Origin of the sequence: Streptomyces sp. WM6378 (assembly GCF_001279695.1) — a bacterium.
GTDB lineage: Bacteria > Actinomycetota > Actinomycetes > Streptomycetales > Streptomycetaceae > Streptomyces.
Genome location: NZ_LGDD01000299.1, coordinates 54,523 through 65,715 on the forward strand (window position 1 = coordinate 54,523; position 11,193 = coordinate 65,715).

Annotated in this window: 11 protein-coding genes; 3 read left to right on the top strand and 8 right to left on the bottom strand. The window is 69.5% G+C overall.

Features of this window, described 5'->3' with window-relative positions; genetic code table 11:
- Positions 1–93 precede the first annotated feature (93 nt).
- The 4 genes from cysS to ADK54_RS26245 form a co-directional block, all read right to left on the bottom strand.
- On the bottom strand, positions 94–1,494 hold the full coding sequence (cysS, locus tag ADK54_RS26230) for a cysteine--tRNA ligase (RefSeq protein ID WP_053728179.1): 1,401 nt from the start codon (positions 1,492–1,494) through the stop codon (positions 94–96).
- A gap of 119 nt (positions 1,495–1,613) precedes the next feature.
- A complete protein-coding gene (gene ispF, locus ADK54_RS26235) occupies positions 1,614–2,114 on the bottom strand; it encodes a 2-C-methyl-D-erythritol 2,4-cyclodiphosphate synthase (RefSeq protein WP_053728180.1) in 501 nt (166 codons plus the stop codon).
- Positions 2,104–2,841 carry a 2-C-methyl-D-erythritol 4-phosphate cytidylyltransferase gene (gene ispD, locus ADK54_RS26240; protein ID WP_053728181.1) on the bottom strand — a complete coding sequence of 246 codons (738 nt, stop codon included), beginning with the start codon at positions 2,839–2,841 and terminating at the stop codon, positions 2,104–2,106. The genes ispF and ispD overlap by 11 nt, the downstream gene beginning before the upstream one ends.
- A gap of 292 nt (positions 2,842–3,133) precedes the next feature.
- A complete protein-coding gene (locus ADK54_RS26245) occupies positions 3,134–3,616 on the bottom strand; it encodes a CarD family transcriptional regulator (protein ID WP_003953493.1) in 483 nt (160 codons plus the stop codon).
- Between the two features lie 612 nt (positions 3,617–4,228).
- Between ADK54_RS26245 and ADK54_RS26250 the strand changes: the two genes are divergently transcribed.
- Positions 4,229–4,882, top strand: coding sequence for a hypothetical protein (locus ADK54_RS26250; protein ID WP_053728182.1), 654 nt, complete (start codon positions 4,229–4,231; stop codon positions 4,880–4,882).
- A gap of 112 nt (positions 4,883–4,994) precedes the next feature.
- Here the strand turns inward: ADK54_RS26250 and ADK54_RS26255 are convergent, their stop codons facing one another.
- Positions 4,995–5,675 carry a response regulator transcription factor gene (locus tag ADK54_RS26255; protein ID WP_017242433.1) on the bottom strand — a complete coding sequence of 227 codons (681 nt, stop codon included), beginning with the start codon at positions 5,673–5,675 and terminating at the stop codon, positions 4,995–4,997.
- Positions 5,672–6,952 (bottom strand): sensor histidine kinase, encoded by a 1,281-nt coding sequence (locus tag ADK54_RS26260; RefSeq protein WP_053728183.1) that lies wholly within the window; start codon positions 6,950–6,952, stop codon positions 5,672–5,674. The genes ADK54_RS26255 and ADK54_RS26260 overlap by 4 nt, the downstream gene beginning before the upstream one ends.
- Positions 6,953–7,151: 199 nt before the next feature.
- Here ADK54_RS26260 and phoU point away from each other — a divergent pair, with 199 nt between their 5' ends.
- Positions 7,152–7,829, top strand: coding sequence for a phosphate signaling complex protein PhoU (gene phoU, locus ADK54_RS26265; RefSeq protein WP_053728184.1), 678 nt, complete (start codon positions 7,152–7,154; stop codon positions 7,827–7,829).
- 417 nt (positions 7,830–8,246) lie between these two features.
- On the opposite strand, the gene ADK54_RS26270 is transcribed toward phoU, so the two are convergent.
- Both ADK54_RS26270 and ADK54_RS26275 read right to left on the bottom strand, forming a co-directional pair.
- Entirely contained in the window at positions 8,247–8,666 is a 420-nt protein-coding gene (locus tag ADK54_RS26270; RefSeq protein ID WP_053728185.1) for a hypothetical protein, read from the bottom strand.
- 310 nt (positions 8,667–8,976) lie between these two features.
- Complete coding sequence (locus ADK54_RS26275; protein ID WP_053728186.1) at positions 8,977–9,735, bottom strand: phosphoglyceromutase; 759 nt, start codon at positions 9,733–9,735, stop codon at positions 8,977–8,979.
- A 173-nt stretch (positions 9,736–9,908) separates the two neighbouring features.
- Between ADK54_RS26275 and ADK54_RS26280 the strand changes: the two genes are divergently transcribed.
- Positions 9,909–11,189, top strand: coding sequence for an MDR family MFS transporter (locus ADK54_RS26280; RefSeq protein ID WP_053728187.1), 1,281 nt, complete (start codon positions 9,909–9,911; stop codon positions 11,187–11,189).
- The last annotated feature ends 4 nt before the right edge of the window (positions 11,190–11,193 follow it).

Here is an 11,193-nt window from a genome sequence, read left to right on the forward strand (position 1 = left end):
AGTGAATCCGCGATCCACATGCGGATGCAGATCGTGTACGTACGTATATGAAGTGTGCCGCCCGATCGCCCGGGCGGCACGTCGCGTGTGGGTTCAGCGTGGGCCGAGGGTCCAGCGGGGGCCGGTGGGGCTGTCCTCGATGACGAGGCCGGACTGGGTGAGCTGGTCGCGGATCGCGTCGGCGGCGGCCCAGTCCTTGCGGGAGCGGGCGGCCTCACGCTGTTCCAGGACAAGGCGTACCAGGGTGTCGACGGCGCCGTGGAGGTCCTCGCCCCGGTCGGACTCGCCGGCCCAGTGCGCATCCAGCGGGTCCAGGCCAAGCACGCCGAGCATCGCGCGGACCTCGGCCAGGCGGGCGGTGGCGGCTTCCTTGTCGTCGGCGGCCAGCGCACTGTTGCCCTGACGCACCGTGGTGTGGACGACCGCGAGGGCCTGCGGCACGCCCAGGTCGTCGTCCATGGCCTCGGCGAACGCGGGCGGGACCTGGGCGGCGGGCTCGACCATGCCACCGGCCTTCTCCACCACGCGCTGGATGAAGCCCTCGATCCGCGCGAACGCCGACTCGGCCTCGCGCAGGGCCTCCTCGCTGTACTCGATCATCGACCGGTAGTGCGGGGTGCCCAGGTAGTAGCGCAGCACGATCGGCCGCCACTGCTTGACCATCTCCGAGACCAGCACACTGTTGCCCAGCGACTTCGACATCTTCTCGCCGGACATCGTCACCCACGCGTTGTGCACCCAGTAGGCGGCGAAGTCGTCACCGTAGGCCCTGGCCTGGGCGATCTCGTTCTCGTGGTGCGGGAAGACCAGATCGAGGCCGCCGCCGTGGATGTCGAACGCGGAGCCCAGATACTTGTGGGCCATCGCCGAGCACTCCAGGTGCCAGCCCGGCCGGCCCCGCCCCCACGGCGTCTCCCAGTCGGGCTCGCCCGGCTTGGTCGCCTTCCACATCGCGAAGTCCCGCGGATCCCGCTTGCCGGTGATGCCCTCCTCGGCGGGCTGGCGCAGATCATCGATGTCCTGGTTGGACAGCTGGAGATAGCCCGGGAAGGAACGCACGTCGAAATAGACGCTGCCGTCCGCCTCATAAGCATGCCCGCGCTCGATCAGACCGCGCATCATCTCGACCATCTCGGTGATGTGCCCGGTCGCACGCGGCTCGTACGTGGGCGCCAGGCAGCCCAGCGCGGTGTAGCCGTCGTTGAACGCGCGCTCGTTCTCGTACCCGATCGACCACCACGGACGGCCCTGCTCGCCCGACTTCCTGATGATCTTGTCGTCGATGTCCGTGACATTGCGGATGAACGTGACGTCATAACCCCGGTACTCGAACCAGCGCCGCATGATGTCGAAGTTCAGCCCCGACCGGATGTGCCCGATATGCGGAGCCGCCTGAACCGTGGCACCACACAGGTAGATCGAGACACAACCCCGCGAGAGCGGAACGAAATCACGAATCTGCCGGGCGCTGGTGTCGTACAGGCGAATGGTCACCCCACAAGGGTAGTGGCCCAATACCAGTGCCCCGCGACCCTTCCGGGCCTCGGGGCACACAATTTGGCGACTGTTGGGTGTCGGACCCGCCCGACGATCTTCCGCGGGGTGATCGACTTCTACCGCGCCCGGTACACCAGCGCCGTGGCGATCGCCGCGAGCCCCTCGGCCCGGCCGGTCAGACCGAGCCCGTCCGTGGTGGTGCCGGACACCGAGACGGGCGCCCCGGCCGCGGCCGACAGCGCCTTCCGAGCCTCGTCGCGCCGCTTGCCGATCTTCGGCCGTACGCCGATGACCTGCACCGCGATGTTCCCGATCTCGTACCCCTCGGCGCGCACGATGCGGGCGGCCTCGGCGAGCAGGGTCACGCCCGCGGCGCCGGACCACTCGGGGCGGTCGGTGCCGAAGTGCGCGCCGAGGTCGCCGACGCCGGCCGCCGAGAACAGCGCGTCACACGCGGCATGGGCGGCGACGTCCCCGTCGGAGTGCCCGGCGAGGCCGTACTCCTCACCCTCCCAGAGCAGCCCGGCGCACCACAGCTCGCGCCCGCGCTCGAAGGCGTGGACGTCGGTGCCGATCCCGACGAGCGGGATCACGGGGCCGGCGGTCTCAGAAGCCATCGTTGGCCCTCCGTCGTGCGAGTACGGCCTCGGCGAGCACGAGGTCGAGCGGCCGGGTCACCTTGAACGCCTCTTCGTGGCCGGGCACCACGACGACGGTCAGGCCGAGCTGCTCGATCATGCTGGCGTCGTCCGTGACGTTCTCGGTGACGCTCTCGTGGGCGCGTACGAGCGTGGCGTGGTCGAAGCCCTGCGGGGTCTGCACCGCGCGGAGCCGGGCCCGCTCGGGAGTGGCGACGACGGGCTCCGGCGAGCCGTCGGCACGCGGCTCGACCTGCTTGACGGTGTCGGCGAGCGGGAGGGCGGGCACGACGGCGGGCGCTCCGTCGCGAACCGCCTCGATGACCGCGTCGACGGTGTCCACGGGAACGAGCGGGCGGGCCGCGTCATGGACCAGTACGACGTCGAAGCCGGGCGGCAGCGCGTCCAGGCCGAGCTTCACGGACTCCTGCCGGCTCTCGCCGCCGGGCACCACGAGGAAGTCGGTGCGGTCCGGCAGGGCGTGCTCGGCGAGGAGGTTCTTCACCTCGATGGCGCCGTCCGGCGGGGCCACCACGACGACGAGCGAGACGGCGCGGGAGGCGGCCATCGCCCGGACGGCGTGGATGAGCATCGGCGTGCCGTTCAGCGCGCGGAGCGCCTTGGGGGCGCCCGGGCCGAGCCGCACGCCGCGGCCGGCCGCTGGAATCACCGCGGCAGTGCGGAAAGGGCGCGATTCGTCTGACAAGGTTTGTGTCCTCAAACGACATGGGTATGGCCTGGGGGTACCCCCTGCTCCTGGAGCCTGGGGGAGTGCCGGGCGCGACGCCCTGACCGGCCCTTCCGTGACGACCGGTCAGGCAGGCCGCCCGGGCCCGGCACGGTACACACAGAGTGCGAGCGCTGACGGCGAGGGGATACGAACATGCCGCAGCGCCCGGCGACACAGCAATTTTCACTGCTGGTCAGCGGGCACCGCGGCAATGCCGGGCATTCCGGGGCGGGATCCCGGAACTAACCGGGCCCCGGAACTGACGGCGTCAGGACGCGAGGACCTCGTCGAGAAGAGCCTCGGCCTTGTCTTCGTTGGTGTTCTCCGCGAGGGCCAGCTCGCTCACCAGGATCTGGCGCGCCTTGGCGAGCATGCGCTTCTCACCTGCGGACAGTCCGCGCTCGCGCTCACGACGCCACAGGTCACGCACCACTTCGGCGACCTTGATGACATCGCCGGAGGCGAGCTTCTCGAGATTTGCCTTGTAGCGACGGGACCAGTTCGTGGGCTCCTCCGCGTACGGCGCGCGCAGCACCTCGAAGACCCGGTCCAGCCCGTCCTGACCAACTACATCGCGAACGCCGACGAACTCCGCATTGTCCGCGGGCACGCGCACAGTCAGGTCGCCCTGGGCGACCTTGAGCACCAAGTAGGTCTTGTCCACGCCTTTGATCTGGCGAGTTTCGATGGCCTCGATCAGCGCGGCCCCGTGATGGGGATAGACCACGGTGTCGCCAACCTTGAACGTCATGTGACAGGTACCCCTTCCGTGGCTATCCAGGGTAACACGGATACGGCTTCTTCTGAATGGCGTTTTCGCAGGTCAGGGCATATCTCGGGGCTTGACAACAGCAACAGGAACGTGCTGCGGAGGGCTTGCGGAACGCGGTATTCGCAGGTCGGAGCAGCTGCGAAGGGGCTGCGAAACGCGTACGTTACGCACCCCCGATCGGCGCCCACAGAGGCCGAACGTCCCGGTTTGCCGGATTCCGGACGGTGAACTTCATCTACTCCGTTCGGCGCTCGTTCACCCGTTCGGCCGTGCGGGATTCTTTCCGGAATTGATCAACGAACGACCCGGTCGGACCACTCCCGGGGATTTTCGGTAAGGAATGTGTGGCGGCCCGGGAAATTGATCACCCGGCATATGTGAACGGCGTACGAAAGACCAAGATCGGAACGTGATCCACCCGAGTTCGGCGGGCCCGTCGCCCCAAGGGGCGGGTCGGGTGCGGGGCGCGTCGGGCGGCTCGGTAATCTAGGCCCGCTGACACACCCTTAGCTGGCCCTTAGGTATGCGGCCGGCTGACCCGTAGCCCGTCCGAAGCAGTCCGTCTCGTACGTCCAAGGAGTTGCCGCCGCCGTGAGCCGCAGCCTTCGACGCGGCGCCCTCGCCGCTTCTGCCATCGCGTTCTCGCTCGCCTCCCTCTCCGCCTGTGCCGCGGGCAACGGGGCCCAGACGCTCGGGGTCAAGGCGGACAGCGCCTACGTCACCGTGGGCGACATCAAGGTCCAGAACGCGACGGTCGTCACCCAGCCGAAGGTCGACGCCGAGGGCCCGGCCGTCGTCGCTGCGACGCTGTTCAACAACGGCACCGACCCGCAGACGCTGGACTCGGTCCAGGTCGGCAGCGCCGCCGTCAAGCTCTCCCCGGCCAAGGGCGCCGGCCCGATCACCGTCCCGGCGCACGGCTCCGTCGTGCTCGGCGGCAAGGGCAACGCCTCCGCGGTCGTCGCCAACGGCCGCGAGGCCGCCAAGAACGGCGACGCGCAGAAGGTCACCTTCCAGTTCAGCAAGACCGGCGCGGTGAGCCTGGACGCCTTCGTGGTCCCGGCCACCAGCTACTTCCAGGGCGTCGGCCCCAGCGAGCTCCCGAAGCCCAAGGAGACCCCCTCGGGCGAGCCGTCGGCCCCTGTCTCGGGCGCCCCGTCCGGCTCGGCCACGCCGAACACCCCGGGCGGCAGCGGCAAGCCCGCGGGCTCCGGCTCGCCGTCGCACACGGCGGCGGGTCACTGACGTACCCGTGTAGGCGCATAAAAAGGAGGGCGGGCCCGGATCTGATCCGGGCCCGCCCTCCTTTTTATGCGCCTATGCGTCCATGCGTCTCTACACGGCGCCTCTGTACGGCCTACGGCTCGAACTTGTAGCCCAGGCCGCGGACCGTCACCAGGTAGCGCGGCGCGCCCGGGTCCGGCTCGATCTTGGCGCGCAGGCGCTTGACGTGGACGTCCAGTGTCTTGGTGTCGCCGACGTAGTCCGCGCCCCAGACCCGGTCGATGAGCTGCATGCGGGTCAGGACGCGGCCCGCGTTGCGAAGGAGCATCTCCAGGAGGTCGAACTCCTTCAGCGGGAGGTCGACCTTGCCACCGGAGACGGTGACCACGTGGCGGTCGACGTCCATGCGGACCGGGCCCGCCTCCAGGGCGGCCGGGGTGACCTCCTCCGGCTCGCCGCGGCGGCGCAGGACGGCCCGGATGCGGGCCACCAGCTCGCGCGAGGAGAACGGCTTGGTGACGTAGTCGTCGGCTCCTATTTCCAGGCCCACGACCTTGTCGATCTCGCTGTCCTTGGCGGTCACCATGATGACCGGGACGTTGGAGCGGCCGCGGAGCTGACGGCAGACCTCGGTGCCCGGCAGGCCGGGCAGCATCAGGTCCAGCAGAACCAGGTCGGCGCCGTTGCGCTCGAACTCGTCCAGGCCGTCGGGCCCGGTGGCCGCCACCGCGACCTCGAAGCCCTCCTTGCGGAGCATGTAGGACAGGGCGTCGCTGAAGGATTCCTCATCCTCGACGACGAGCACTCGGGTCACGGAAGGACCTCCGGGGCAGGAACTATGGCTTGTGATTCAGGCACAGCGGAACTGAAGGTCTCGTACGGGACGTCCTCGTCCTCGTCGACCGTGACAGGCCCGCGCCCGGCGGAGGCGCGGTCCCGAACGGCGCCGGCTTCCGGCAGCCGCAGGGTGAAGGTGGAGCCCTGTCCCTCGGAGCTCCACACCGTGACCTCCCCGCCGTGCGAGGCGGCCACGTGCTTGACGATGGCCAGGCCAAGGCCCGTGCCGCCAGTGGCACGGGAGCGGGCCGGGTCCACCCGGTAGAAGCGCTCGAAGACGCGCTCGCGGTCCTTCTCGGAGATGCCGATGCCCTGGTCGGTCACGGCGATCTCGATCAGGTCCCCGCCGGGCGCGGCGATGCGGCGCCCGGCGATGCCGACCCGGGTCCTGGCCGGCGAGTAGTTCACGGCGTTCTCGACCAGGTTGCCCAGGGCCGCGGCGAGCTGGCCGCGGTTGCCCCAGACGTACAGGTCGGCGGTGCCGCCCGCGGCCATGGTGATCTGCTTGGTGGACGCGGGGTGCCGGGAGCGGTCTATGGCCTCGGCGACGAGTTCGTCGACGCGGACCGGCTCGGCGTCCTCCAGCGGGTCGTCGTTCTGGACGCGGGAGAGGTCGATGAGTTCCTGGACCAGGTTGGTGAGCCGGGTCGCCTCGATCTGCATCCGGCCGGCGAAGCGGGTGACCGCCTCGGGGTCGTCCGAGGCGTCCATGACGGCCTCGGAGAGCAGGGAGAGCGCCCCGGTGGGGGTCTTGAGCTCATGGCTGACGTTGGCCACGAAGTCCCGCCGTACGGCCTCGATGCGGCGGGCCTCGGTGAGGTCCTCCACCAGGAGCAGGACGAGCCGGGAGCCGAGCGGGGCGACCCGGGCCGAGACCGCGAGGGCCTCGCCCCGGCCCGTGCCGCGCCGGGGCAGGTCGAGCTCGACCTGCCGTATCTCGCCGTCGCGGCGGGTGTCGCGGGCCATGTGCAGCATGGGCTCGACGGCCAGCTTGCCGCCCCTGACCAGGCCGAGCGCGTACGCCGCGGAGCTGGCCTTGACCACCGAGTCGCTCTCGTCGAGGACGACCGCGGAGGAGCGCAGTACGGAAAGGACCGTGTCCACGCCCGGGGGCAGTACGGCGTCGGTGTGCAGGGATGTCCGGGTGGGCCGCGCCTGGTCGCGCTCGCTCCAGCGGAACGCCAGCATGGCGATCACGCCGGTGCACACCCCGGCGATCGCTGCCAATGCGGCGACCGCCGCGTTCACGTCCATGCACCCAGGTTATGCGGCCCCACCGACACTGACCCAGCCAAATGGGTGGCCGCTCGAACGTTCGTCGCCCAGAGTTCACCGAGGTGATAGGGACGGTTCACTTCCTATGGCCGAATCGGACGCGTAACGGACGGAACGTGGGAGCGTGGGGTTCACAGGCACCCCCGGCCCCCCGGAGACGTTGTAGAGAGGGACACCCATGCGGGACGCGTACCACGAGGAACTTGACTCGATCGGCGAGGGCCTGGTCGAAATGGCCCGCCTTGTCGGGTCGGCGATCGGGCGCGCCACCACGGCCATGCTCGACGCCGATCTGAAGCTCGCCGAGAGCGTGATCGCGGCCGACCAGAAGGTCGACGATCTCCAGCACGACCTGGAGGCCCGGGCGATAGCCCTGCTGGCCCGCCAGCAGCCGGTCGCCACCGATCTGCGGATCGTCGTGACCTCCCTGCGCATGAGCGCCGACCTGGAGCGCTCGGGCGACCTCGCCCAGCACGTGGCCAAGCTGACCCGCCTTCGCTATCCGGAGCGCGCCGTTCCGCACGACCTGCACGCCACCATCCTGGAGATGGGCCAGCTCGCCCAGCGCCTGATGGCGAAGGCCGCCGAGGTCATCATCACCAAGGACGTCGACCTGGCCCTCCAGCTGGAGCAGGACGACGACGAGATGGACCTGCTGCACCGCACGCTGTTCCAGCACCTGATGGACGACCGCTGGAAGCACGGCATCGAGACCGCGGTGGACGTGACCCTGCTCGGCCGCTACTACGAGCGCTTCGCGGACCACGCGGTGTCGGTCGCCAAGCGCGTCGTCTACCTGGTCACCGGCGAACACGCCGACGAACTCCAGGCGGCCACGACGGTCGAGGGGACCTGACACCCGGCAGGCGCCGGTGTGGCCCCAACAGGCTTGCGCGCGTGCGCCGTTGACGCGCCCGCCGAAGTGGGCATGCAATGAGCGAAGGCTCCTTGCGTCTGCCTACCCCGGGAGGGACCCATGGCCGATTCGCCCACGTCCGAACCACGCCAGGAAGCACCTGTCACCCCTGTCGAAGTGGTCCGGCTCCCACTGATCGGCGCTTGCGGCTGCGGCTCGGGCTGCGGCTGCGGCTGCCAGTCGGGCGCGCCCTGCCAATGCGGCGGCTGATCCCGCCGACGGTGTTGTTCCCAGCATGAGTCCCAGCACGAGGAGGGGCCCCGCCCGGCTCGGGCGGGGCCCCTCCTTCATCGCCGCGGCCGGCTCATCGCTGGGGCCGGCTCACTGCACGGTGACGACTCACTTCGCGGTGACGACTCACTTCACCGTGACGGTGACGGACGGCGAGGTGACCTCGTCGTACTTGATCCGCAGTTCCTGCTTGCCCTTGTCGTTGAGCTTGGCCTCAAGGGAGTAGCTGCTGCCCTGCTTGACCAGGGTGCTGGCCTGCAGGGTCGTCCACTTGCTGCCCTTCTTGTGCTGGAGCACCAGCTTGGTGCCTATGGGCAAGCCCGAGGTGCGGCCCGTGAACGTCACCTTGTCACCGGCCTTCACCGAGGCCGACGACGCCTTCACGGTGATGGACGCGGCCGACTTGGACGCGGAAGTGGACGGCTTCGGCTTGGGGCTCGCGGCGGCATGGGCGAAGGTGCCGGCCGCGCCGGCGGTCAGCAGGGCAGCGGACAGCGCACCGGCCGCGAACGTCCGGACGCAGCGGCTGCGCAGGGTGGCTTTCACATTGGACTCCTGTCTTGACGGACTCCCCCAGGTGATGCGCGGTTCGCCGTACGAGGCGTCGTACTCGGCTCACCGTCCGGGTACTCGGCTCACCGTTCGGGCGAAATACGCATTTTGAGGCTATCCACAGGGCGCCGGGTCGGCGACCGGAGCGAGAGCGGCCCGCTACGGGGCGTAACGCAAAACCCCCTGCGCGGCGGCAAATCCGCAGGCAGGGGGTTTGATTGCCTTGGTGCGTGCGTAACTACAGGGGTTACCTGTTGGGCACTACAGGGGTCCCTCTTGGGAACCACCGAGGGTGCCTCTTGGGTTACTTCTTGCCCTGGTTCTTCACGGCCTCGATCGCGGCGGCGGCCGCGTCCGGGTCGAGGTAGGTGCCGCCCGGCTTGACCGGCTTGAAGTCGGCGTCGAGCTCGTACACGAGCGGGATGCCGGTCGGGATGTTCAGGCCCGCGATGTCGGCGTCGGAGATGCCGTCGAGGTGCTTGACCAGCGCGCGCAGCGAGTTGCCGTGGGCCGCGATCATGACGGTCTTGCCGTCGAGCAGGTCCGGGACGATGCCGTCGTACCAGTACGGCAGCATGCGCGTCACGACGTCCTTGAGGCACTCGGTCTGCGGGCGCAGCTCCGGCGGGATCGTCGCGTAGCGGGCGTCGTCGCTCTGCGAGAACTCCGTCCCGTCCTCAAGCGCCGGCGGCGGGGTGTCGTACGAGCGGCGCCACAGCATGAACTGCTCCTCGCCGAACTCGGCGAGCGTCTGCGCCTTGTCCTTGCCCTGGAGGGCGCCGTAGTGGCGCTCGTTCAGGCGCCAGCTGCGGTGCACCGGGATCCAGTGGCGGTCCGCGGACTCCAGCGCGAGCTGGGCGGTGCGGATGGCGCGCTTCTGGAGGGAGGTGTGCAGCACGTCGGGGAGCAGGCCGGCGTCCTTGAGCAGCTCACCGCCGCGCGCCGCCTCCTTCTCGCCCTTCGGCGTGAGGTTGACGTCCACCCACCCGGTGAACAGGTTCTTCTCGTTCCACTCGCTCTCGCCGTGGCGGAGGAGGATCAGCTTGTACGGTGCGTCGGCCATGCGTCCGAGCCTAATCGACGCCACGGGCCCCTCGCGCGCGCAGGGACTTAGCTCCCGGGCCGTCTCGATTGACGGACGCCGTCAATTCACTGGCCCCCGGGAACCAGCCACTTGTAACTTGCGGACATCAGCCGCACCACTTACGCGAGTGGCACAGTTCCGGGGGAAGCCGCATGTCCGTCGCCAGTCTGAGACGCGCCGCACGAGAAACCGTCTCGGGGCTGCCCCGGGAGTTCTGGTGGCTGTGGACCAGCACCCTGATCAACCGGCTCGGGGCCTTCGTCGCCACTTTCATGGCGCTCTACCTCACCCTGGACCGGGGCTATTCGGCCTCGTACGCGGGCCTTGTGGCCTCCCTGCACGGGCTCGGCGGGGTCGTCTCGTCGATCGGCGCGGGCATCATGACCGACCGCCTCGGCCGCCGCCCCACCCTGGTCATCGCCCAGACGTCGACGGCTCTGTCGGTCGCGCTGCTCGGCTTCATGACGGATCCGGTGGCGATCGCGGGGGTCGCGTTCCTCGTCGGCATGGCGAGCAACGCGTCACGGCCGGCGGTGCAGGCGATGATGGCGGACATCGTGAAGCCGCAGGACCGCGTGCGCGCGTTCTCCCTCAACTACTGGGCGATCAACCTGGGCTTCGCCATCTCGTCGATGACGGCGGGCTTCATCGCGCAGTACAGCTACCTGGCGGGCTTCCTGGGCGAGGCGACGCTGACGCTGGTCTGCGCGATCGTGGTGTTCCTCAAGCTGCCGGAGTCGCGCCCCGAGCGGACGGCGGTGGAGAAGGAAGCGGAACCTCAGATCGGCATAGGTACGGTGCTGAAGGACGGCCGTTTCATGGGCGTGGTGGGCCTGTCCTTCCTCATCTCCCTGATCTTCCAACAGGGTTACGTGGGTCTGCCGGTCGCGATGGGCACGGACGGTTTCTCCAGCGCCGACTTCGGCCTGGCGATCGCGGTGAACGGCATCCTGATCGTGGCGGTGCAGATCCCCGTCACCCGCTACATCCAGCACCGCGACCCGCGCCGCCTCCTGATCATCTCGGCGCTGCTCGCGGGCTACGGCTTCGGCCTGACGGCGTTCGCGGGTTCGGTCGCGGTGTACGCCCTGACGATCTGCGTCTGGACCCTGGCGGAAATCGTCAACGCCCCCACGCAGACGGGCCTGGTGGTCCGCCTCTCCCCCGTCCACGGCCGGGGCCGCTACCAGGGCATCTACACGATGTCCTGGTCGGTGGCAGCACTGGTCGCCCCCCTGATGTCGGGCTACGTGATCGACCACTTCGGGGCGGAGTGGCTGTGGGGAACTTGCGCGGTGCTGGGGACGGGGGCGGCTGTGGGGTACTGGGCGCTGATGCGAGGGCTGTCGGTGGAGGGGGTGCCGGAGGCGTCGGCGGGGGCTGGGGATGTGGAGGGGGCGCAAGTTGAGGTTCGGGAGGGGTCGGGGGTGTAAAGGG

Bases quoted from the DNA above. Each gene is read 5' to 3' on its own strand.
- ispF (WP_053728180.1), bottom strand. From the start codon at position 2,114: ATGGCTTCTGAGACCGCCGGCCCCGTGATCCCGCTCGTCGGGATCGGC.
- ADK54_RS26245 (WP_003953493.1), bottom strand. From the start codon at position 3,616: ATGACGTTCAAGGTTGGCGACACCGTGGTCTATCCCCATCACGGGGCC.
- ADK54_RS26260 (WP_053728183.1), bottom strand. From the start codon at position 6,952: ATGGACGTGAACGCGGCGGTCGCCGCATTGGCAGCGATCGCCGGGGTG.
- phoU (WP_053728184.1), top strand. From the start codon at position 7,152: ATGCGGGACGCGTACCACGAGGAACTTGACTCGATCGGCGAGGGCCTG.
- ADK54_RS26275 (WP_053728186.1), bottom strand. From the start codon at position 9,735: ATGGCCGACGCACCGTACAAGCTGATCCTCCTCCGCCACGGCGAGAGC.
- ADK54_RS26280 (WP_053728187.1), top strand. From the start codon at position 9,909: ATGTCCGTCGCCAGTCTGAGACGCGCCGCACGAGAAACCGTCTCGGGG.